Here is a 23,742-nt window from a genome sequence, read left to right as displayed (position 1 = left end):
TCTCATCTAGTTTATCTATTCTGCCATTAAGCTCATTTCTAACACTTTCTATTTTAACTAATAAACTATCTTTCAATCTCATATTTTGACACTGTTTGCTTCCTTTCACTGGTTTAGTTGCTACTTAGTGTAATTCTTCAGTCGCACCTCGGTGGCTATTCACTGGTGTGCAGCTTTTTATTTGAAAGACATATATGTTTCATCAGTTAGTTTCCTATACAAAAGTCATCATATGGGGCTAATTAATCTGATTTTTTTAATCTTAAGCATGTACCTATTTTACAGTTATAGGGGTGGTTTAAAGCTTTATTCTCTATTCCTTTAAGATAAACTTAAGAGAAACTACAGATAGATAGCTCAAGTAAATAAAATTTATTTGAGCTATTTTAGTAATGATATCTTATTCATATTAATTTATCTAATAAATCTCCACCTTAGTTATCATCACGACACAATTTTAGATATAATTAATTCCATGAGTACCATCCCCCAATTTAATTTTATTTTAAAGAATTCTGCACTGGTTTTAGTAGATATTCAAAACGACTTCCTGGAATCAGGTGCCCTCCCTGTACCCCAAGGTAACGAAATTATTCCTTTATTAAATCAACTTCAAAGCTATTTTGTTCATGTTGTCGCCACTAAAGACTGGCATTGCGAAAACCACACAAGCTTCCTAACAAACAATAACAATAAAGGTTGGCCCGTGCATTGTATTCGAAACACATGGGGATCAGATTTTCCGAAAGATCTAAATACCGAAAAAATAAAAGCCGTCTTTTTCAAAGGCCAGAACAAAAACTCTGATAGCTACAGTGGATTCTACGATGACCACACCAAAAAAACTCAAACGGGTCTCCTTGCCTACCTTAGGTCCAACTCCATCGATACGGTCTTTGTGGCAGGTTTGGCACTGGACTTCTGTGTTAAGGCGACAATAATTGACGCCCACAGTCTAGGCCTACGGTCATATTTGGTTGCTGACACCGTAAGAGGCATATCTCCCTCCCCTAAAGCTACAATAAAAGAACTCAAAAAACTAGGGATCCTAACCTGCACATCAAAGCAAATACCCGACATGCTTCAACTACCCCTATGAAACTTCGACGCATAAAGCCCCCAAGGGCAAAGGTAACTGAACTCCACAACTATAAATTCTACCTAAATCCCTTTGGTCGCCTTTTCTCTAAAAAAGATAATCACACAGAGACTAACACCCATAATGGTGAGCTTGTAAACCCTGTTATGTATCAAAAGGTATAAAATCAAAGTAAAAATTTCAAAGAGAAAATATTAAAAATGTTCTTAAATATAAATCACTAGAGGCGACATTTAATTCCAACGCAACTGGAAACAAAAACATGACTGGAAACAAGTTTGATAAAGAAAAATTTAAAATACTAGAATCTATTATTAAAGAAAATTTAAAAGAAATACAAGGTAAGATCATTTTCAATCCCAACTACTTATCAACATATGAAATGCATGAGGCAAGAGTAGCTAGTAGATGATATTTACTGCTTGAAAAGTATCGTAAGCAATGCTAAGAAAACACCAAAAGTAAACGTGGATATAAACCCAAATATCCAGTAAAGCGGTCTTATCGCTGCTCCTATCGACTTATCAATCTTACTTTCTATTTTCTCGTCTAGTTTATCTATTTTTCCATTAAGCTCATTTCTGCTTTCTTTTATCTCTACAACAAGCTCTCTTCTAACACTTTCTATTTTCCCATCAACCTTCTCTAGTGCATTCCTAATGGCAACCATCTGATCTTCAAGAGCAGACATCCTAATTCGTAAATTCTCATAATTATAATTAGCATTGCGTATTAATACGTACTGAATAACCTCTTCTGGAAAACCCTTATCTAGAAATACTTGTCTTACATAATCATAATCGGAAACACGTTCTACTGTATTCATACAACCCCCCCCTCATAACCAACAGTAAGTATAGATATAAACCCCCTTTACTTTCTATATCTTACCACCAAGTTTATCTCTATCCTACCGTCTAGTTTACTATCTTATCTTCTATCACTCCTAACAGAATATATCCTAGCGTCTAGTTTATCTATCCTGTCATTAAGCTCTTTTCTTACTTCCCCCCATCTCAATAAGTTCACTAGTTCACTCTTAGCGGTGTCCATCTTTAGTATAAAGTCCATCTATCTTAACTCTAAACTCATTTGCGCATGCAACTAGCTTTTCCTCAAGTGACTTTATCTTATCTTTTACATTATCATCACTACAGACTACATTTAGACATATGGATTAAAATCAAGAAGGAAAAATTAAAAGGCAGGGGTTTAAATTATGAGTGGAGAAACCACATCTAAAATCAAAAACAGTATTTGTATAATAACTTCTTATTTCCCATAGTCCATTATGCTTGTTCTCTCTTATCGTAAATGTCAATAAATGACTTAAATAGCTTTACAAAACCGTAATTTACAGCCGATTTAGTGTATCTAAACAATGACGCATCATTATCCTTTTTAGTTATAGGGCATCTAAGCTAACACACTTCAAGCGCTATTGTGGGTTTTGCCCACTCCTATGGGCAAAACTACGACCTTGTGCCGTACTTTGCTATATGAATAGTTGAGTGTAGCAAACTCAGAAAAAATGTATTCCAGGAATACACAATTTATAAGGCTATAGTTTTTCTTAACGTTCTCTTATTTTTCATTAAGAAATTGAATCAGAGTGTTTTAATTTATTGATTAACCTCATGAATCCATGTCAAAATTTCTTCTGGACTGGTGTTATCGTCTATAAATTGCAATCCTCTTATGTCGTGTTCATTTCCTATATTGCAATCAAGTTTATCTACCTTGGTTATTCCATCTTTTATTGCTATTAAAAATTTTTCTTTCCATTCATCTTTTTCCTTAAAAAGCTCGCCTTTTATTTCAATAAATATTTGATGAGTTAGCTGTCCAGATATTAAGAGCAAAAAATCAGGATAAAACTTTCTTCCTTCTCTGTAGTCATAAATGGGAACTTGCAATTCATTTCTAATTAAAAATATCTTTTCTGTATTAAATTTTGTTTTAAGTTCAGGACATATATCATTAGAAAAATCTTCTATAAACTTTTTTTCATAACTTGTAGCATCTATTGTATTTTGAACAAACCATGACTTGTCCTTTAAATACTCCTCCATTTCCTTAGCACTATCGTACTCACTTTTTTTTGATCTCTTTAAGACCTTAGGGTTACCAAAGAAATTTTTAAAAGGGTCACTCTTCCATTCTGTGGAACCACAATAAGACAGCTTTTCATTTTCATTCAGCAGTTTGAAAACGAAAGGAATGATCTTATCACTAATGGCATCTAATATATCTTTATTTCTTATATCTGGCTTTGTTTTCTTTTTTTGAATAAACCTAATATAGAAATTACCCAAATAATCTTTTATAAATTCTTTCATAGAGGATAAGTTATAATATTTTTTTACCTTATCAAAAGAAATGCCTTTCGATAAGAAAGCATTTCTTATGATATTTACATCTATTTTAGACAATAATAAAGAACAGCTACTATCTAATGCATTGGGGTCATCTTCTGAATAAAGCAATTCCTCTTCAACGATCCCACTCTTAATCTTGTATTCAAAGTATTCAATCTTGCCTTTTGACCCCTCCGTCATTTTAATATAATCTTCTGAAATTCTTTTCATTCTCTTGTTAGTATAGATATAAGGTTTAATATTTAAATCTTTTTTAAGATGGAAAGGGATATTATAAACTTTTTCGTCTTCTATAAGGCCTTGATCCTTTAATTCTCGTTTTAAATCATTAATAAATTTAGAATCATAAAAACTGTGATAGTGTAGAGTCTCAAGCAACTTAAGCTCATTATCTTCCACCTCATCGTCAAATTTTCTCTTGTATTTATCATATTCATCAAATTCAAAAGGATAATACCTAGCTCCCCTCCCGATAAGTTGTGCTTCTGATACAGTACTATGATTAATTCTATCGGTACCCACTCTAGTTTCATAAAGTCTTACTATATCAAAAAGGTTTAAGACATCCCAACCTTCATCAAGCTTATTTACGACAAAAATAGCTCTTATTTCATTTTCTTCTAAAGAATTTAACTTATGGCTGTGATCTAAAACAGCTGCTTTTTCCTTACTCGTTAACTTATCAATATCTTTGTTTAAGTCATTATTCATATTTAAAGTTCTTTCTTGTCGAAAATTACTTTTAAGTTTATCAATTAAATCATCTAAAGATAGATAGCTGTTTTTAAAATAAATATACATATTTTTTATTATGTTATCTTCATCATCTACTGTCTTTAACCTTAAATCTTCGATGTCTTTAAAAGAAAGCTTGTCAACAATTTCATTAAAAAGCCTATTATTTTCATTGGATTTTTCAATATTTTGAGATTTAAAAAGTATTACGGGTTTAAAAGGGCCTATCTTACCCTCTCTTATAGCAATATCTTGTTTATACTGACTAACTAAAATAGCTTGTAATATTAATTCTTTATTTGATAAAGAACACTTTAGAATCTTTATTTCCTTCGAATATTTATCTTCCCTAAATTTCTTAAGATCGTACTGAAATATAATTTTATCCAAATACTTATTTTTGATGTAAGAATTCTTAAGGTCAATGGTCGCCGTAAATTCAAGTAGAATATTGTTATCATTAACATTAAAAATATTCATAACTGTATTTTCCCAGTTAGGTTTTATGTTTCCAAAATCCATATTTTTTTGCATAGACTTTGTTTCTGTATTAAAATGATGAGCCTCATCTGCTATTAATACAATAGGAGTGTCTTTAAAATCAAGCATGGTAATCTTGTTTTCCTTCTCAATAATTATGTCAGAGTGGAGTTTTTGGATAGTAGTAATACATAAGTTAATTGCATCTGTGTCGTAACAACTCTGAAAATTTAATACATTTCTTATCTCAACTTGTTTTCCTTTTATTTCAATTTTGTCTTTAAATAAATATTTATTGGAACTTAGATTCAAAAAATTACACTTAGTTTTCTCAATAACGCCGGATGAATTTACAAAAAATAAAAAATTCCTGTACCCTTTCTCGTAAAGATAAAGAATTAAAGTAGCCATCATTAAAGTCTTACCACTTCCCGTTGCCATATTAAAAAGCACATGAAACCTTAAGTTTTTATCTTTAACATAATCCTTATCATAGGCAATAAAATATTTTAATGCATCTTCCTGATATCCTCTTAAACCATGCCTTAAATTCTCTTTAATAAAATAAGGAGTCTTTACATTGATAATATTTCTAGTACCAAATTCTTTCTCAAGATTTTCTTGAAGTAAGTTTGTGTTAATACTTTTGTCCATAGAACTCCCTAGTAATAGCTTTGTCTTCTTCACTCACGTTGTACGTAGCATCCTCCATTTCTGCAACAGGGACATAATACATATTTTTATCCAAAATTTCCTCAATTATAACCTTTTTGAAATATTCCGGATTTTCTAGGCACTCGATTTTATCTAACTTGTCAAACTGCCTGCGCCAACTAAGGAGAGCATTACTTTTCATTTCTTCTACTACTCTTATAATCTCTTCCTTTGTATTGACATTTAATAGTTTGTCTCTATACACTTCATTGTAGGCTTTAAGCTCAAGATAGACAAACGATCCTCCTCCTTTATATTCTAAATCCTTTGAGATACCTCCCTGCTCACCCTCTAATACTTTTTCTAGTCTCACCTTAGTTATTTTTTTAACATAATCCATTTGTTCAACTAAGATCCATCGCCTGTCCATCTTGTGAGCAACCGCTCCAGTTGTTCCACTTCCTGCAAAAAAATCCAACACTATATCTCCTGGTGATGTGCTAATTTCTATTATTCTCTTTAATAAAGCCTCTGGTTTCGGAGTAGAAAAAACCTTATCCTGAAACAGATTTTGTATTTCAACTTTAGAAACTTGATTATGTCCCACTTCATTGTGCAACCATATTGTTTTAGGTACTACACCTTGTTTAACTTCGGATAAAAATTGCTTAATTTGAGGCTTTGATTCCTTTTTTTTACCAAAATATATTCTATTATCTTTTAATAATTCTATATACCTATCTTTAGATGTCTGCCAACAAGATCCTTTTGGTGGGTAAACAATTTTGCCACTTGGGGTTTCTATTGGATAGTCATAAGATTTAGTATATGTTTTAACCGAAAAACCTCCTGGTTTCCATTCCCCCCTAGGATCATCATCGTAATTCAGATATCTTGCGTTCATTTTATCAGTTCTTTCTAAAAGATTTAGCTTTAAACAATGTTTTTCTTTAGAGTACAAAATTATGATATCGTGAGTAGCGCTAATCCATCTAGAATCGTTAGCAGGAGAGTATTTTTTTTCCCAAACTATATTATGGATAAAATTATCTCTTCCAAAAATTTCATCCATTAATACTTTAAGATAAGCTTGTTCATTGTCATCAATTGAAACGAAAATTGCACCGTCTTCTCTTAGCAATTGCTTTGCTACTTCTAATCTGTTTTTCATAAATACTAGCCAAGTAGAATGATTAAAATTATCATTATACGCAAACCTATCATTTCTAGTATTGTACGGAGGGTCTATATAAATAAGCTTAACCTTTCCTCTAAATTTTGGAAGCAAAGAATAAAGTGCCATCAAATTGTTACCCTTAATCAATAAATTGTCATTCTTTCTAAATTCCTTAGTTTTACTCTTAATTATAGCTAGCTGACAACTAGGAACATCATCCGTATTTCCTATAAAATTTTCTACTTCAACCCTTAAGACATTGGTAATGACTTTGGGTTCTTTTAAAACATGAATGTCCTCACTAGCAAGGATTTCATTTAAATAGACCTCTTTTCTTGATTTTTCTTCACGGCTCATCCCACCTTCAAGGATACAATCTTTAAATGGAAAATTAATTACTATATTTTTATGCGCAATGTCCTCAAGAAAAGAATTATCAATAGAAAGACCTATTTTATTTTTATATTCAGTATAACTATCTGACAGAAAATTTTTTTCAAGTAAGTATGCCTTAAAATGTCTTGCTCTAAATAAAACAGCACCCTTTATTTCCTTAAAAAATTCTTTTTGTATTTCTTCATTTTGAAATAAAAATTCAATAAATTCTTCATTTTCTTCGTTAACAAGATCGATTATCACTGATTTTAATAAAACCTTATTCTTATCAAGAACACTTTCAAAACTCTTCAAATATTGTTCTAACTTCTCCAGATTCATCTTCACCTCTTTCTATTTACATCGAAAAGTTACTATGCTCATCAGCTCATTATAATAGAGAATTATTTAGAAAAATAATCAAAACAACAAATGAACCGTGAAAGCTGTTTTTGTCATTTTAATATTCTTGATGGTAATCCTCTTTTTTTAATAGAATGTCACTGGTAGTACAAGTGATGGGGTAGTATAACTATATGTAGTTTACATATTTCAAGAAATATGAGAAGTCTTGCTTTCACATATAAAGTATAAGGACATAGTAAAATCCTGTAGCATAAGTTGACAAGATTAGTGAAGTGATTGAAAAAGTCCTTAATCATCACCCATAAAAGATAGTGTCGGTCAGTTAATAGCTCTTTTCATTATCTTTAAATTTGTATGTCACTATAGTGGATAGAGCACAGAAAATAAGTATTAGTAAAACAAGTATGTTTATGGCACTAATAAAATTAGACAAGACAGAACATATTGATAACACTAAGCGTAATATAAATATTATATTTTGAATGTTTAATATTTTTAAATATCCATGCTCCTATAATATCTGATATTCGGAATAATATATATATGATTCCGAATATACTAATAGGTATATTTTTATCAGTAAAAATCACCTGCCAGTATAAATAAAAGGGTTGAAAGAAGAACTGAATAGCACTAATTAAGATAAATAACCCTAAGAGCACTCTAGATTTTAAAAATCCCATTATATTTTTCTTGAACTTTACAAGATACAGTATGGTATTTTCTTTATTGTATTGATAATCTGTATTTTTATCACTTGATATGAAAAGAATTGTAACGAAGGAAGATGCTAAATATAAAAATAATGAAATAACATATATTTTAACGTCAATGCGTAAAAACAAGATGCTACCTATGTATCCGCCTAAGATAGCACCAATGCTTAAAATTATCTTTCTAGATGATATGAATGACTTTAATTTTTTTAAGTTATTTTGGTATATATAATTAAAACTAATATCAATTGTACCAGTACTCACCGCAGATGACATTCCGTATATAAACCATGCAATACAAAGAACAACAAATGAAGACGCTTTGAAAATAATAAAATAAGAAACCATTGGTAAAAAGATAGACATTAAGTAAACGATTTTTCTATCAAAAATATCCGAAATTATACCCGAGGGAAATTCAAAGATAATAATTGCAAGCATATAGCATACTTGTATTATGGCAATATCTTTTAACGCTAAACCCTTATTTATTAAAATAAATATCTTTTAACGCTAAACCCTTATTTATTAAAATAATGGTCAGAACTGCGTGGGGAAGTGTTCTTGCAAATTCTGATAAAAACAACGAAAAGAAATAATATTTTTCATGCTCATGCTTTATCATAAATCTTTACTGCCTCCACAAAATTTGTTTTTTCTTGATGTTAATAAAGTGAAATGGGAAATCATGGTTGCTAATAACAATTCTCTTATTTAAAGAATTGATACTTTTATATTCGTCTCCGAAGTAATACACTATACCAATAATGGCCATACTTGATGCAGTTGCATTATTGGTAAAAAAAGAAGGAGCTTGATAATCTTTATTGGCCAATATTATTTTTTCTTCTATTTTACAGGATGATATTTTTACAACCCCAATGTCAGCGCAGTAATAGTAAGATGAGATATTAGGAATATAAAATGGACCAATAATTGAAAAATCATTAAGATAGCCAACATTTATAAATGGAATTGAATATTTAATACAAAATTCATTAACTAAAGGCAAACAGTAATCATCATCTGCTGAAATATTATTAAGGATGGTCTAATCTTTGAGTTACTGAAAATACTCTCCAATAATTTTTTTGAAACCTTTTTTTATGCGCCTTAGTTTGGATAGTTTTATTTAATGATCTTGTTTTTTCTCAATTACATATACTTTATTAGAGCCTATATCATTGTAACTAAATAAAAACTGTCTATTTAAATTGGATTCCTCTATTTTGTCTTCATCTACAAAGGTTACAAATCCTAGTCCTAAATTAGAAAGAGAATAAGTCATGAAATTTCCAATACCACCACATCCAATTATAACAATATGTTCTTTTCCTAAATTAAAATTTTCGGGCTGTGCTAATAAAAGATCTTAAAAAGATTTATTTTTTAAGTACACACTATTTGAAGGATATTTGTAAAAAGAAATTAATACCTTGTTATTTAATGCTAATTTAATGGTTTCTACACTAATATTATTTTCATTAGCAAACAATATTAATTCTTCATATGTTTTTTTGTTTTTCGCAAATATCGCAATATCAAGTAAATGTTCAAAAAGACTATTATCTACCTTAATTTGAAATTAAACTAAATTAACAAGATTTCCTGAAGTAGATTTATTAAAAAATGAAGTTGGATTTTTTATGTAAGTCATTATCATGTCATTTGGTACTTAAATTTATGCGCACCAACTGGTTAAAGCTAACCAACTTAGCACACCTAAACTTAATAAAGTTAAGAACTAATTAAAAATGTTTCCATGCATAGCAATAACCTCCATTGTATTTAATATAAAGCATATTATATATATTCTTAATTGTACCTAGTAGAATAGGTGTAAATCATAGGAGTTGCAATATCAATATATCTTGTTGGTTTGTGTTTAATAATAATTATTTGGTTATTCTCTTATTTTGTTTTGTAAGGTAGTTACTAGTTTTTTTGCATTGATTGTTCATTTAATAAGTATTCTTACTATTGAAACTAATTTTTATTGTCCCCCAATTAACAGTTAAAATGTTCCTTATTTCACATTATTTTCTTGACTTAAGACAGAGTATCACTAACATATAGAAGAGGTCTAAACACACTTATAATGATTTCGGATAATAGGTTTCCTGTTGTACTTTGAACAAGGAGATTTGTGGTTAATAGAGGAGATATTACTCCTTACAGGATTCTGTCAACCATGCCAAGGGTATATTACAAAGATATAAATTTCACCCCACACTTTCCCGATGAAATCAAACGAGGAGATATATTAATAGATTCTTGACAGTATTTAGGGTATGGTTGGGAACTTCAATAGCCCTTAAGAACACTCCTAATAATGGACTTGTTAATGTGGTTGGCAGAATACACGAGGAGGAATTATATCTTCTTGATGAGATAAGAGCTTGGGAAAAATTTAAAATCATAGAAATGAATAATAATTAATATGATTGCTATATCTATATGAGGTTACTCATATTTAATTTAAATAACACCCTTGTTGTTTGTAGTATTGTAATTGAGGTCGATTTTCAAACTTTAGATTAAAACTCAGTAAATTTAAATCTCGTGCAGGTCTCTAGCCTTTAGTATAGTTTAGGTACAACATATTGGTGCCCTTTAACTCATAGCTAGTAAAAATGTTAATATTGATACTTATCCTGATAAGGCCATTGATGATCTTGTTTGTTTAAAGATGAACTAGAACATGGTCTAATTATAGAGGACAAGATATAAACAAAGATAATTATATTATTATGCAAATCACTATATGAATAAATTTAAATCCAAGCTTACTCAAATATTATCTTTTCCAAATTCCTCACACTCACTAATTATCAAATCAATCTGTTCCTGAAATTTAAGAGTACATTGTATTATCTTTATAACCTTTTCAAGGTGTTCAATTTCATCAAGACTTAACTTTCTACCTTTCCTATGTTTAAGGTAATTCTTTAGTACTTGATAGCTGCCAATAGTAAATTACATAAACCCTGTCTGGCACGTTTATAAATTTATTATTATTACTGTAGGAAAGCTCCTTGGTTTCCCTACAGTAATCTATCTTTCCCACAGTTGTATTTTCACTACGATCACTTGAAGTATGAATTCCAACATCTTTATCTAATTCGTCGTGTTCTCTTAGTAAATGTAGGTTAACAAGCTTTCTGCCCAAATGACTAATTTTTTCAAATGTCACGCAATTATCTACGAAAATAATTTTAGGAAAGTCAATTTTTAAAAACTCGATAAATTTTGTTCGGTATAAATCAGAGTTAAGAATGGCATAAACGTATCCTAATATTTCTTGGGCACCAAAACCTTTGTAATACTTAGCATCAATATAATTTCTAAAATCCGTTTTAAAATTTTCCTTTATTAAACGTTTTGAAAGGTTTTGTTCTTTTTCTTCGCATTTTAAAGATTTTTGTTCTTCTGTAAGAAACAGAGGGAATAAATAAGTTGTTCCGCTTGAAAGCAAACCCCTTTCTACAATATTAGATAAAACAAAAGAATATTTAAAATTATTACTTGATAAACTTCTAGTGGATAATATCCCTATATTATGATCAATATTTAACATGTGCTTCATTATTTCATATCTAGGCCTAGAGATAATACCCTTGCGTGCGGTGTAATAAATATATCTATTATCAAAAGGTCTGTAAGCTATTTTTTTAACATACGCTACATCAATATTTATGGATTTTAAAGATTTTTGTACCTCTGGTAAGTTCCAATCTATGGAATCTTTAGTTAGGTTGTATTTACTCCTTGCATCCTGCTCACTAAGACAAGCAAGCTCGTTCAGTCTAGCTAGAAGTTCTTTTTGTGTGAAATCAATTGTTATCCTATCTTTAGAAGTTGTTATTCCCACATTGAACTTATTGAAAATTTCTTTTAAAGAGATCCCTTTATTATAAACAATCTCATTATCATAACTCTTTTTGACAAAAAAGTAATAGGGTGTTTTAGTATCAAGTTCTTCAAACCTGATACTAAATACATTATTTTTATTCAAAAATTCATATTTCTGCAGTCTGGCTCCTCTAACACTTTTGTAATAAACTCTAGCAAAATCATTCTTTTTGGTTATATCCTGGTACTTGATAAAAATACTGATTGCAACACCCGTTTGAATATCAAATACATTCTCATCGGCACTCCCATCGCTCGCCTTTTCCCTCTTTCTTGAGTTACCATGCAAATTGATAATGTAAATCTCATCAAAAGTTTTAAGCAAATGCAATCTCATCACTCTGAAAGTAATATTGTCTAAGAATCCATTATTGATGACAATCCCTAATAAACCTTTGTTAGACTTTTCGATATTATGCTCTGCAAATCTAATAAATTTTACATAGTCATCGTTCAATGCGGTTATTGTTCGCTCGCCTAAGTCTTTTTTATAGTCTCTCATTAATCCCAAAATATGGTCGTTATTATTTCTCGATCCAGCATTATAGGGCGGATTCCCAAGAATTACTAAAATTGGTTTGTCTTTAATCTCATTAGCTAATTTATTTTCTTCACTAATTGCAGGTAAAAATGCTTTAAAATTTTCCTGAATTGCTGATTCTGTTAAATCAAGAGTATTAGTCAAGAAGATTTTTAACCTTAATCCTTCACTTTTAATTCTTTCAGGTTCAAAATTGTGGACTTCCTTTAAATACTGAGACAGTTTCAAATGGGCAACCGCATATGGAGCCATTAAATATTCAAATCCGTATATGTTCTGAAATATATGATCTTTAATGTACTGCTCTTGTTTGCCACTTTGGGGAGGAACCTCTCTTAGTATGCATTTGGCAACCTCAAGCAAAAAAGTACCGGTACCAGTAGCAAAATCTAGCACCGTTACTTCTTCTCTATTTGCAAACCCATTTCTTAAGTTAAAATCGGACTTCAAAACATTATTTAAGCTATTAACGATAAAATTAACAATAGGATGGGGTGTATAATAAACACCTTTGCTTTTTCTTAACTCCCTATCATATTTAATTAAAAAATCTTCATAAAAATAGAGATATGGATCCTTTTCTCCTCTATCCTTTAAAGCCTCATTTCTAAGGAAGGAAAACTGTTTAAAAAGTACTTCTGACTCAATATTATTGATAATATTGATTAATTCTTCCAAGATCCATCTTATATCAATGTATTCTTTATTAATCGCAATGTCGTATATCAAGCGCAGTATATCTTGAATGAGTCCAAAATTACTGGGTATTAAATATCCTATATTATAAAAATCTATTCTTGTGTAATTTCTACTATTAAGCTTTGCAAGGAAAAACCCATACGTAATGGTTTGAGCAATTGAATCTGAAAACTCATCAACACTGAGTGCTCCATTATATATGCTTTCATTAAGAAGGTTATATGTTGATATTAAAGTATTTTGATTTTTTAATTTTAAATTAAAATCCAGATTTAGCTCAATTAAATCCTTTAAAACTCTTGTCCTCTCTGCAAGCAAACCAGCCAATTTTTCAATACTTACTATCTTTTCAATTGGCTGTTCAAAAAAGCTCCTTATGATGCTTAATACCTTACTTGCCTTGTTGTTATCAACTTTTGATTTTGTATTTTCTATATCAGGCCTACTTAAAAGAATTTCTCTCCCACAGACATTTTTGTTTCTTATCCAAATAAATTCAATATTATTTGAAAGTTGTTTGTACTTCTTGATTTGGTCGCTTTCTAGAATATTATTTAAATTGTGCTCAATTTTCTTAACTTCAATATAACCCGTTATATTCCCCCCACTTCTAACGATGAAATCTGGCGCTCCCAAGCCCCCTTTATCTCTTTGTGGTTCGTGCTGAATTTCAAGAACAGGACTGCAACTAATGTTATTAAGTAAACTTTGCAAGTATAATCGATCTGTATACTCTGTTTTTTCTTTTAAACTAACCTTCTTTATGTTTACCACGTATTCTTCGAAATATTTTAAATATTTGATATCCATAATATTCATTATAGTATGGTAGTATTTCTCTTGTTTGACAACACTTGCTAAAAGCCCAATGGAGAAGCAACATTCATTAAGAAAACTGTCCTACCCGCATTAGAGTAATGGTCTCTATCCCTGTTATATTTAGCGCTAGTTTCCTTCTCAGCAAGAGAATCGCAACATTTAAGTGCTACTCAAATCACCACACCATATTCATACTTATATCTCTATTAGTAATTACTTATATAAAATAATAAAAAGGCAATAAGACTCTTTGGGGTTTTTGCTCCTCTGCTGGTAAAAACATAATCAATATCCCAACTATAAATACTTCTTATCTAGTAATACGGTAATTGGTAATTAACAAGAGTGTCGCCAAATAAAAATAATAAGTGTATACAAAGCCTGCCTACAGTATTTCATTTTTAGTCAAAGTAAATTCACATTTATAGTTGAGACAAATTGGAGCATACTTAGTTTAAATTTATACCTATTAAAAATAGATAAATGATATAATATGGGATCTATTATTATGATAGAGGTAGAAGAAATTGAAATTAATGATTAAAGTGTTAATGTTGTTTGGTTTAGAGAGTAGCATTGTCTCATGCAAGCTGTATGATGAAATACTTGAGAAGATGGAAGATTCCTTAAAAAGCAAAGATGGTTCTTCAGAAAGCAATGAAGCAAGTGTTAAATCTTTTGACGGTAAAAAGGCTGATATTGAGACTGGGGTAAAAGACAGTGGTAGAAGTGGGAGTGAGGCTCAAAGTTTAAATGATGCTGGAGAAAGTGTACAAGGGAAAAAAGCTGTTGATGGAAGAGGCATCGGTGGTGTCGAAGAGATAAAACAGGAGTTAGATGGACTTAAAGACGACATTATTGCAGAGAATGTAGATGATGGCAACTTGAATAAAGAACAAGCAGATTTTGCGTCTAATTCATTTGCAAATGAAATTAAGGATTCCGAGAATATTAAAAAGCAATCTGAGACTCAGTTAAAAGAGGTTGATAAGTTATATAGGGAATTAAGCAGAACAAAAGCAAGACTTGATGAGATGAAGGTTACAATTGAGAAAGCTTACTCTTATTTAGAGAGCGCAAGAAAAAATGGAAATATTTCCGTTAATAGACAACGATTGCCTGATTTAGACAGAACAATTAAGAAGGTTAAAACTAGTAAAACTGCAGTAGAACAAGTAGAGTATAATACTGCTAGTCTTGCCATTGGAGCACGCTAAAAATAACTTTGAGGGAGCTGTTCTGGAAGCTGATAATGTTTTAAGAGAAATAAAAAGGGAACAGCACGCATACATATGGCATTACTATCCAAATGCAAAGAAGTTAATAAAGACCGCAGAAGATATACTTAAGAAGGCTAAGGAACAGCAGGATAAACTTAATTCTAGAATGAAGCAAGTAGAGAAGGATTTTACCGAATTGGAGAAAATATATAAAGAATTTAAAAACTAACCTCAACTATTAAAAGAAAGAGAAACAAAAGCGAGCTTTCCTAGAGGGTAGCTTCCTTTTTGTTATCTCGTTTAGAACAAAAAAATTCTTGACCCCATGATCGTGAATATACCCTTAGGTCTCTTTGTTACGGTTATGATACAACCCAGTACAGCAAAGTTTATCATGGAAGGCATATCTAACCACAAATTCCTTGTAAAGAGCATAAGTTCTGTTATGTAAAAATGAGTCCTTTAAATTTAGAGACAAAGAAGTGTTAAGGATATGAATACAAACGTTAATAATCTCACTAATAAGTTTTATTGTTTCCAAAACAAAATATGCCTTCTAAAAATTCAAACATTTAGTAATAGTTACAAAAACATAATTATATTATAATGATTCTAAATTAGGAGGATTAAATGATTAGAATGATTATATTTTTACTATTTATATTAGTGTTGTCTTGCAACCAATCTGGCCTATCTGAGGAAGGAGAAAGCCCTGATGCTGAAACACCGGTTGCATCCAAGTCTAGTGAGAGTGAAGAAAGCCCTGATGCTGAAACACCGGTTGCATCCAAGTCTAGTGAGGGTGCCATTACAAATGATTATAAAGATGTAAGCAATACTCCAAATATTAAACCCCAACTTGACTTAATGGACAAGAGAGTAAATGAACTAAGCCAAAAAATAATACAAGATGTAAAAGCAGCAAAGAACACTGGCATTACCACTCAAGAAAAGGTTAAGACTGCAAACAAACTTCGCAAGACCGTTCACGAACTAGCAGTTTCACTCGATATTATAGCAAAACTGAAGGAAGTAGATAAAGCACCAAGTGTCACAAAAATAGATGCAACAATAAAGACCACCTTAGATAACACAAAAAACGATTTACCAGAGAGTACAAACGATTCTTCATCAATTGATTCAAGAATTGAGGCTCTAAGAACATTTTACAATACTCTTCTCATCGAAAAGTACAATTTAGTTCAAAGTATGTCTGCATATATTCCAAACAAGTAATGACTCTTATTCCTTGTAGAATTGGAAAAAGTAATAAACAATAAACCACTCTAAAAGACAATAGAGTGGCTTTTATTTTCAATTATTATCTCTTATTTAGACTATAATTAGTTAGTCTTGGCTCCCGTGGAATCTATATTAATTATTTGTTGATGATATTCACAATAAATAATATAGGACAGTGTGTCTTTGATCTATTTCTTTTATACTGCCTCCTGCTACAGAGCAATGTACACATCGAGAATTAAATATTAGGCCTAATATTTTGCAAGAATGCTTCTGCATATCCATTGATATCTAAACCTGTATTTCTATTCACCGATTATATTTATATGCAAATATTTATCAAGGGATTTTGTTTCATCAATAAATTTATTGACCAAATTATTAGTACTTATATTTTATTCTCTAGTATCTCTTTTAGGCATAACAAAGCTCTCTTGCAATAAGTAAATCTCGCTAGTATAAAACTATTACGACCTTCTAAGCCGTAGCCATCGTGCTCATTAAACAAAAAAAATTTAAGTCAAAGATAGCTTTTGCTTTTAATGAGAATTAGCTATAAGCATATCCTTATCCACTAACGCAATGGTGTATTATAACATTGCTTCGATTATCTCTCCCTTATTTAAGAAAATGGAATGGTAACAAGGAAGCATAACATAATCCTTAAATCAATCATTTTATTCTCTATCCTATAGTTTGTTCGTTTTGCTGTTGGTTGTAACAGTTAACTAAAAACAGGAAAATAGCATAGAATGAAGCGAATAAAATAAACACATATTACTTCAATCGTGGCATTATACTATTAGCCAGATAATAGACAATCTTGAGCATGTATGCTAATGAACCCCTATGCTTCAATTCTTTACAATTAAACAACAATACCTTCACTTATATACCAACATATCCCCAAATTTATCTTTAAATACGTAAGAAACATAACCGATGCGGGTACGCCTACTCCTACTGTCGAATAAATCAGATATATTACTGTCCTAATATCACTCTTAGTCGCTTTCCTATCTCTTTAATCTCAATTATGGGATCGCTTCTTGCTGTACATATATTAGTCTCTAGCTTGTCTATCTTGATCTCTAACTGTAGCTTAATGCTTATGGCATCCAATAGTCTTAAGGCTACTGTTTGCCTTAAAGGATTTATCAAAAGCTATCTGCCTTAACCCAGACAGACCCCTGGAAGTGCAGCAGTAGATAAGCTACCTTCTGCCTGCACAAACTAAAAACTCATAAAAACTCATATGATGCGAAAATATCAGCGACCGTTACAAGATCGCTGATATTAAACTTAGCGCTGCCTTGAAGAATGCAAAGCATATAATCACCGCTATCAAACATAAGCGGAATAATAGTCTATAGATCGATACTTGGAATTCGCATTTTTGTATTTATCGTAGTAAACAAATTCATGAGTGTACAATCCTGCGCTATTAGTAGAGCCTTCGATCTTAAGTGTTGGAATATGTCTAGCCTCTAGCCTAAATCTCGCCTCGGCAGTACTTAAAGACTCACCATATGGCTAACCAATGTTTCTTTGAAATACTCTTGATACTTATTAAAATCTTGACTTGTGGGTGCTACCCCACTGCTAAACTTCATACCTTAACCCTTTAACCTAAAATCTTCTCCACTAACTTGAAACTTTAACCCTAAACCATTACCACTAATCTTAAGATAATGGATAATTCTTAGGTAGGGTCTTAGCGTCAGTTAGTTTGAGCACTGAGATTAAATTAGGATTTTCTACCTTCAGTTGTCCAATAAGACTAAATTGTGCATAGTGCTGTCCATTAATCCCACCCCTCTCTTGGTAGTACCTTCTAGCAAACTGCCCGTTACAAAATCTTGCCCTCTCATAACTACCCGATTTAGTTCCATCGTAGAGGAAATTCCTCAGTCCTACACTCTTTGAGTAAACATCAGTACTTCGTGCGTAATGCAGTAAGTATATGTATCCATCATAAGTACTATCCTCAGGCAACTGAAAAATAAATGGCTCTATTCCTAATGCTACTTTTAAAAGAGCTGCCTCATCAAATTCAGGGATCCTGTAAATCTCCATTCGCTTCTGAATTCCCTTATCAGATGCAATAAGCGCACCAGCGGTCTTAGCAGTCATTGCTATTCTGTTAGGTTGCAAGCTCATCTTGGATCTGGCCTCTTTAAGTTTGCTAATAAAGTCATCTGTTGTCTTAAGCTCAACGGGAGTTGATTTTGTATGTACCTCATTCATACCCTTAAGAAGATAATCACGATGTACCACCTCAGCTAAATTTTGCATAACTATCTTCTCAGCTTGCTTTATGGCCTCCTCATCTCTATAATCAATATCACCAAAAGACCGCTCAAGACTGTATCCTGTAAGCAAAAAGGTGCCTTTAGCCAAACCGTCTTTTAATTGCTTAGGATCTGATGAGAATGATGCAAGCTCACTACTATCCTGCTTATCCTGCATAGCATACAAGGCAAGGGTACCTCCCTTCTGGTTAACAGGAGTTTTTAAAAAAAGCCCCTCTATTACATCAAGATAAGGATTATCAAAATACTTATCCGCTATCAATCTTTCCCTATAAAGCGGGTTATTAAAACTAATACTAAAATTATTCTTACTAGACACTCTCTTCTATCTCCTCTATCTTGTCCTCTATTCTAATTCTGTCTTTATTCTTACTCGTAAAATCATCCTCAGCTTCTGTAAAGCTTACGAATCCATTTTGCTTCTGGTGTAATTTAATTTTTGCAATAAGATCTTTGTAAGAAGTAATGTAATCAGCTACAACATCCCTCTTTGATTCCCGCCGCGATAGCCTAGCGAAATTTTGATTAAAAGTTTCCATACGATTAGTTAACTTCTCAATATAAGCTAAACTGGCTCTGTCTATGACCTTATCCGCACTAGCATCTTCAGCACCCGTTACTTTATCTGCAATAGCTTCTATGATGCTACCCAGGGCATCTGCTATCTTGTCTCCTATCCGCTCTGCAAACTGCGCACAATATTGGTTCTCAATTTGCTATGCATTCTGCACAGCCTGCTTCCCTTCTCTATTCTCCTCACTCATAAATCCTCCTTTTGTATTTATGTTTAAACTTAAAAATTTCTTAAGTCTTGAATGAAATAAGATATTAACCCTATCCTTGCTAAGGAATACTCCTTCGTTTAAATAGCTGTCACTGGGCACGAATTTCCTCTTAAGTCTCTTAACTAGATTCTTCTCAGATACCCTAGCTATATCTACTGCTGGAATGTCACTGCCCAGTATGGCCATACCACCCAGGGAACGATTATCTGTCTCCTGATTCTGCTCGTCCTTAAGATAAAATCCACCACTACATCCCTGTTTTAATGCTAGAAATATATCTAGACTACCCAAACACTCATTATCAAATCCCCAAGCCTGCCTTAATTCTCTAGACATCTTCTCCAGCCTCCCTACCTCTCATTCTTGTAACAAATTCTTTGCTTGCCTTACATCCAATGCCTGCACCAAAAAACCCAACTCCACTTGCAAGCGCCACAGAAGTTATCTGTGGTACCTCACCACAGATAATCAACGCAACTATAGATATCACGATGGCAAAGCTCACGCATAAATATGCGAGTATGATCCCATGCGCAGCTATTATCTTCGTTTGTGATTTCTTCTGATTTGTATGATTTTCATGACTTCTATCCCAGGACTGCACTTACAACCACCCCAAAAGCTTAAGTAATCCAAAAAGAGCAGTAGCAACAGCTGAGACCTTTACAATGAATGTTCCGATATTATTAAATGTGTTAAGCGAAATGTTTGTTTTCTTAATTGCCTCTATTTCTTTAAATAGCTTACTGTAGTAGGCATGGGTCATCCTCTCTTGCCTATCCATTTTGATATTAAAAGTTTTCTTAAATCATCAATTTCTTCTCTAGATCTCTCTACTCTTCCAATAAGTCCATTGCCATTTTTACTCAGATCAGGATTAAACCCTAAATATGTCCGTATGTAGGACACCTGCTCCGCAAAATCCTTAATATCATCTCTGCTCTTAGCGTATTCCAATGCTCAAATAGGTCTACTGTTATGAACGATTACGGCTTTAAACTAGCTCTGTAATAATGATTGATCTCGCGGTTGTAACACAGAATGACCTCTTTGTCAAGCTAATGGTGGCTTTGCTTTCTATGTTATTAACTGGAAATTATGGCTACACCACAAAACGATAATTAAGAACTATTTTGATTGCTCAAGTCTACTCAGAGATTATCATTCTCATTTGTCATACAATCGTTATCATTGTTCTTAAGTCTGCAGTAGGCTTTTGTAAACAATTCTTACATCGACTTCATACTCTAGCAACAAAACGCATGCTCCTCTCCTCAATAAAACAACCAAGACGCTTAAATCTTATTATCGAGAAATAAGGTATGATCATATATTTAGTAAAAAGGCTTAATTTATACTATACAAATAATAACTTTTAGTCAACAAAAAATCTGTAATGCTGATTTTACTTAAAAAACATTACATTTCAAATATCAATATAATAAAAGAAACATTTAGTAGAAAGGACGGTAACAATATGTTAATCACAAATAATCACAAAATTATATTATTTACTTGTAGTGAAATAAAAAATATCTTTGAGTCTATTTATGGGCTAAACTACAGTAAAAGCTTTATCTCTAAGACATTCATAGAAATAGACGCAATGATAAGAGTTGGAAAATCCGACTATATTGCTGAAGAATTTATTCAATACTTATTCTTTAAAAAAAGGCAAGATTTACCAAGCATAAAGATAAAGATTGCGAAAAGAAAGGAGGAGATACTACAAGATATTGACCCTGAATTATTAGAATTAGGGTTGCTAGCCCAGAAAGCAAAAAATAAAAAAGGCTTTTTAAGCAATAAAGAGAGAAGAGCAAAAAGAATAGAGAGGAAACTAATCGAAATAGAGATACTTGAAAGAATAAGGAAAAAAAAGTGCCTATTTTGTAAATACGATAAAATTTTTAAGAAGTTTGACTCCGCAAGTAATGATGCAGATATAAGCAGAATAGAAGATTTAATTGATAATTTACTTAACATTATGTAATAATATACAAATTATTATAAATATTACATAATCAGCTGGTTGACATTATTAATGATATTAATATATATTTTTGCTATGATAGTGAATATTTTAAGTCTTCTAAAAAAGAGTATAAAAAAAATCAAGCAGGCCCACACCTGCTCTCTTTTAGAATTTAAAAACTTGAATTATAATTAATTCATAAAAATTAACTGAAGGTATCATAAGCCAACCGATCAAGAAAAGCTTATAGATACCCCAAAGGATACTAGAAATGTTATACCAAAAAGCTTACTTTTTCAAGAACTCCACAAAGGCTAAGGAGACATTACTTACTAGAATCATTAAGAAGAGCAGAAAGGCTACCAGATTCGTCAAATCAGTCACCATTGATTACGTAAAATCACGAGTGGTTCGCACTCAAATGCGCATTAGGCGGGGGCGTACGATCTGTTGGGCTATTGAGAGGAATAATACACAATATTTCAATTCGGGTAGACTTAAGCACTACTCAGCAGGTGACATTCATAGAATGGTTAATGCTTGCCTTGTCAAAGACGGCCTGAAACCTGCTTCTTCTCGTACACTCAGAGGTGATATTAAGGTGTTAAAGGACTTAGGTCTCATTAAAGCCGTAATTCAACCTTTAGGTGAAGGAAATGGCAGCTTCGCATTTTATGTCATCAACTGGAAATTATGGAGAAACTACAAAACGATAATTAAAAACTATTTTGAACAAAAACTTATTAATGACTTTGCTGATAAGAGAATAAAGGGCTCTTTTGAAGAGAAAATCGACAGCATAGTCTTTAATGATGCTGTTGAGATCGAATCAGAAGAAACACAAGCAGTAAGCAAAGAGATACAAGACGTTGGGAACAAAACAGAAACGCTTTGCACGCCCTTGAAAAAACCCTTTATAAAAACTGAACAAGTGGTTGGGAACAAAACAGAAACAAGCGGCGAGCCCTCTAAAACAATTGAACAGTATGAAGATGACATATTGTCAAATGCCTCCCCACAAAATGCCGCCCCTATACCTAAAGGTATAGTAAGCTTTAATAATAATAAGAATTCTAAGAAAACGATTTTAAAAAAATACAATAAAGAGCCTAGTTCTAATAAAGTAGGTGCCGCTTTTGGGTGCATCGGGATTTACAAGAAGAGTTCTTACGAGAAGAAAGACAGGAAAGATATTAGAAAAACTATCGATGAGAAAAAGGTGGAGCTTATCAGCAAATCGGTTGGGAAGATATATCTTAAAGCTAGTAGCTTTAAGAACAATGACAATAGGCAGGATAGGCTACCTTTACAAGCGCCGCCACGCTGCCCCGCGCCGCCTGCCCGCAAGGAAGCATACAAAAGGAGTTATGAGGAGCATATGGAGTGCAAACTAGAGAAGAAATATAGAATCAATAAGCATACTCTGGCTAGAATAAGGCTAGCTAGTAACAATGTAGCAACGCACAGGAACGCCTTGCGTAACCTTGAGTCGAGCTTGATCTATGCTCGTGATTATTCTACAGAAGATGTAGCTGAGTACTACACACAGCAATTTACACAGGTTTACAGTCATAAGGTTTGGATGTTAAACCCTAACACAGACAAGGCGAATGATTTTTACAAAATTTGGGGTACCTTCATGGATAAGTATGCGAATAAGTACAAACAACAGGAGCTCTTAAGCAGTAGGGTTTACTCTGATGGGTATGGCAATCTCTGTGAGACTGATTCTAGTGGCAGGTTTAAGGACTCAGGTGCAAGGCCTTTGAGTGTGTTTTTGGATAAATTTAGACAAGGTATTAACATTAACAAGGAGGTGGTATCATGAGTGGTGGTAAGGTTCAGCTTAGTCGAGAGGAAAGGATAGTTCATGCTATGCTACGCAATCAGACTCATCTGATGAGGAATGCTGATTATTTTTATGAACACAAAAAGGGTCTTGAATATGGCAGCAATCCACACGAGGTATTCAATAGAACAGGCACTAAGAAATTATATCGTCTTCTTGAGAGGAGTCGACGAAACTTCAAGAAGTATTTAAAGAAGCACGGAGATGGGCGTGGATCCTGCTGAGGTTTATGATGAATGGAAAATAGGCAGGTTTGATTCAGACAGGCTTAGCGAGGTTTTATACAAAATTTGCGATACTAGACCTTAGTCTTGTGAGGATATGGCAGTGAAAAAAGGGGGGTGTTTATGAAAATGTTTGAAAAACTTAGTGCTTTATTAAAGCCTAAAGACAAGGAAATTGAGGATG

Annotated in this window: 26 protein-coding genes; 10 read left to right on the top strand and 16 right to left on the bottom strand. The window is 32.2% G+C overall.

The window, feature by feature from the left end; all coding sequences use genetic code 11:
• The first annotated feature begins 475 nt into the window (after positions 1–475).
• Positions 476–1,099 (top strand): nicotinamidase, encoded by a 624-nt coding sequence (locus QYZ68_RS04980; protein WP_301384590.1) that lies wholly within the window; start codon positions 476–478, stop codon positions 1,097–1,099.
• A gap of 262 nt (positions 1,100–1,361) precedes the next feature.
• The gene (locus QYZ68_RS04975; RefSeq protein ID WP_301384589.1) at positions 1,362–1,511 is read left to right on the top strand and encodes a hypothetical protein; all 150 of its coding nucleotides are present in this window, start codon (positions 1,362–1,364) and stop codon (positions 1,509–1,511) included.
• A gap of 3 nt (positions 1,512–1,514) precedes the next feature.
• Here QYZ68_RS04975 and bdr read toward each other — a convergent pair whose 3' ends face one another.
• The 8 genes from bdr to QYZ68_RS04935 all read right to left on the bottom strand — a co-directional run bounded on the left by bdr (position 1,515) and on the right by QYZ68_RS04935 (position 9,268).
• The gene (bdr, locus tag QYZ68_RS04970; protein ID WP_301384588.1) at positions 1,515–1,925 is read right to left on the bottom strand and encodes a Bdr family repetitive protein; all 411 of its coding nucleotides are present in this window, start codon (positions 1,923–1,925) and stop codon (positions 1,515–1,517) included.
• Positions 1,926–2,029: 104 nt separating this feature from the next.
• A complete protein-coding gene (locus tag QYZ68_RS04965) occupies positions 2,030–2,170 on the bottom strand; it encodes a hypothetical protein (RefSeq protein ID WP_301384587.1) in 141 nt (46 codons plus the stop codon).
• A gap of 551 nt (positions 2,171–2,721) precedes the next feature.
• On the bottom strand, positions 2,722–5,346 hold the full coding sequence (locus QYZ68_RS04960) for a DEAD/DEAH box helicase family protein (RefSeq protein WP_301384586.1): 2,625 nt from the start codon (positions 5,344–5,346) through the stop codon (positions 2,722–2,724).
• Positions 5,330–7,240: a site-specific DNA-methyltransferase gene (locus QYZ68_RS04955; protein ID WP_301384585.1), complete on the bottom strand. Its 1,911-nt coding sequence runs from the start codon at positions 7,238–7,240 to the stop codon at positions 5,330–5,332. Before QYZ68_RS04955 ends, QYZ68_RS04960 begins: the two co-directional genes overlap by 17 nt.
• A 449-nt stretch (positions 7,241–7,689) precedes the next feature.
• The gene (locus QYZ68_RS04950) at positions 7,690–8,421 is read right to left on the bottom strand and encodes an MFS transporter (RefSeq protein WP_301384584.1); all 732 of its coding nucleotides are present in this window, start codon (positions 8,419–8,421) and stop codon (positions 7,690–7,692) included.
• Between the two features lie 43 nt (positions 8,422–8,464).
• Entirely contained in the window at positions 8,465–8,605 is a 141-nt protein-coding gene (locus QYZ68_RS04945; protein ID WP_301384583.1) for a hypothetical protein, read from the bottom strand.
• Between the two features lie 6 nt (positions 8,606–8,611).
• A complete protein-coding gene (locus QYZ68_RS04940) occupies positions 8,612–8,992 on the bottom strand; it encodes a hypothetical protein (protein WP_301384582.1) in 381 nt (126 codons plus the stop codon).
• A gap of 120 nt (positions 8,993–9,112) precedes the next feature.
• Positions 9,113–9,268, bottom strand: coding sequence for a ThiF family adenylyltransferase (locus tag QYZ68_RS04935; RefSeq protein WP_301384581.1), 156 nt, complete (start codon positions 9,266–9,268; stop codon positions 9,113–9,115).
• 858 nt (positions 9,269–10,126) lie between these two features.
• Between QYZ68_RS04935 and QYZ68_RS04930 the strand changes: the two genes are divergently transcribed.
• Complete coding sequence (locus QYZ68_RS04930; RefSeq protein WP_301384580.1) at positions 10,127–10,258, top strand: phospho-sugar glycosidase domain-containing protein; 132 nt, start codon at positions 10,127–10,129, stop codon at positions 10,256–10,258.
• 17 nt (positions 10,259–10,275) lie between these two features.
• On the top strand, positions 10,276–10,419 hold the full coding sequence (locus tag QYZ68_RS04925) for a phospho-sugar glycosidase domain-containing protein (protein WP_301384579.1): 144 nt from the start codon (positions 10,276–10,278) through the stop codon (positions 10,417–10,419).
• A gap of 496 nt (positions 10,420–10,915) precedes the next feature.
• Here the strand turns inward: QYZ68_RS04925 and QYZ68_RS04920 are convergent, their stop codons facing one another.
• A complete protein-coding gene (locus QYZ68_RS04920) occupies positions 10,916–13,951 on the bottom strand; it encodes a type ISP restriction/modification enzyme (RefSeq protein WP_301384578.1) in 3,036 nt (1,011 codons plus the stop codon).
• Positions 13,952–14,502: 551 nt separating this feature from the next.
• Here QYZ68_RS04920 and QYZ68_RS04915 point away from each other — a divergent pair.
• From QYZ68_RS04915 to QYZ68_RS04905, 3 genes are all read left to right on the top strand, one after another.
• Positions 14,503–15,168, top strand: a complete 666-nt coding sequence (locus QYZ68_RS04915) for a hypothetical protein (RefSeq protein ID WP_301384577.1) — start codon at positions 14,503–14,505, stop codon at positions 15,166–15,168.
• Positions 15,155–15,400, top strand: a complete 246-nt coding sequence (locus QYZ68_RS04910) for a hypothetical protein (protein ID WP_301384576.1) — start codon at positions 15,155–15,157, stop codon at positions 15,398–15,400. Before QYZ68_RS04915 ends, QYZ68_RS04910 begins: the two co-directional genes overlap by 14 nt.
• 401 nt (positions 15,401–15,801) lie before the next feature.
• Entirely contained in the window at positions 15,802–16,407 is a 606-nt protein-coding gene (locus QYZ68_RS04905; RefSeq protein ID WP_301384575.1) for a hypothetical protein, read from the top strand.
• A 990-nt stretch (positions 16,408–17,397) separates the two neighbouring features.
• On the opposite strand, the gene QYZ68_RS04900 is transcribed toward QYZ68_RS04905, so the two are convergent.
• The 7 genes from QYZ68_RS04900 to QYZ68_RS04870 form a co-directional block, all read right to left on the bottom strand.
• Positions 17,398–17,574: a hypothetical protein gene (locus QYZ68_RS04900; protein ID WP_301384574.1), complete on the bottom strand. Its 177-nt coding sequence runs from the start codon at positions 17,572–17,574 to the stop codon at positions 17,398–17,400.
• Between the two features lie 522 nt (positions 17,575–18,096).
• Positions 18,097–19,044, bottom strand: coding sequence for a hypothetical protein (locus QYZ68_RS04895; protein ID WP_301384573.1), 948 nt, complete (start codon positions 19,042–19,044; stop codon positions 18,097–18,099).
• A complete protein-coding gene (locus QYZ68_RS04890; protein WP_301384572.1) occupies positions 19,037–19,264 on the bottom strand; it encodes a hypothetical protein in 228 nt (75 codons plus the stop codon). Before QYZ68_RS04890 ends, QYZ68_RS04895 begins: the two co-directional genes overlap by 8 nt.
• Positions 19,265–19,441: 177 nt before the next feature.
• On the bottom strand, positions 19,442–19,846 hold the full coding sequence (locus QYZ68_RS04885; RefSeq protein ID WP_301384571.1) for a hypothetical protein: 405 nt from the start codon (positions 19,844–19,846) through the stop codon (positions 19,442–19,444).
• The gene (locus QYZ68_RS04880) at positions 19,839–20,114 is read right to left on the bottom strand and encodes a hypothetical protein (RefSeq protein ID WP_301384570.1); all 276 of its coding nucleotides are present in this window, start codon (positions 20,112–20,114) and stop codon (positions 19,839–19,841) included. The genes QYZ68_RS04885 and QYZ68_RS04880 overlap by 8 nt, the downstream gene beginning before the upstream one ends.
• On the bottom strand, positions 20,115–20,276 hold the full coding sequence (locus tag QYZ68_RS04875; RefSeq protein WP_301384569.1) for a hypothetical protein: 162 nt from the start codon (positions 20,274–20,276) through the stop codon (positions 20,115–20,117). It lies immediately after the preceding gene.
• Complete coding sequence (locus QYZ68_RS04870; protein WP_301384568.1) at positions 20,273–20,467, bottom strand: hypothetical protein; 195 nt, start codon at positions 20,465–20,467, stop codon at positions 20,273–20,275. Before QYZ68_RS04870 ends, QYZ68_RS04875 begins: the two co-directional genes overlap by 4 nt.
• A gap of 439 nt (positions 20,468–20,906) precedes the next feature.
• Here QYZ68_RS04870 and QYZ68_RS04865 point away from each other — a divergent pair, with 439 nt between their 5' ends.
• The 3 genes from QYZ68_RS04865 (at position 20,907) to QYZ68_RS04855 (ending at position 23,558) form a co-directional block, all read left to right on the top strand.
• On the top strand, positions 20,907–21,503 hold the full coding sequence (locus QYZ68_RS04865) for a hypothetical protein (RefSeq protein ID WP_301384567.1): 597 nt from the start codon (positions 20,907–20,909) through the stop codon (positions 21,501–21,503).
• A gap of 253 nt (positions 21,504–21,756) precedes the next feature.
• A complete protein-coding gene (locus tag QYZ68_RS04860; protein WP_301384566.1) occupies positions 21,757–23,313 on the top strand; it encodes a plasmid maintenance protein in 1,557 nt (518 codons plus the stop codon).
• Positions 23,310–23,558, top strand: coding sequence for a hypothetical protein (locus tag QYZ68_RS04855; protein ID WP_301384565.1), 249 nt, complete (start codon positions 23,310–23,312; stop codon positions 23,556–23,558). Before QYZ68_RS04860 ends, QYZ68_RS04855 begins: the two co-directional genes overlap by 4 nt.
• The last annotated feature ends 184 nt before the right edge of the window (positions 23,559–23,742 follow it).

This window comes from Borrelia sp. P9F1, from assembly GCF_030436115.1.
In the GTDB taxonomy this organism is placed as follows: Bacteria; Spirochaetota; Spirochaetia; order Borreliales; family Borreliaceae; genus Borrelia.
Note: the sequence above shows the minus strand (reverse complement) of the source record. Positions and strands in the feature narration are given on the sequence as shown.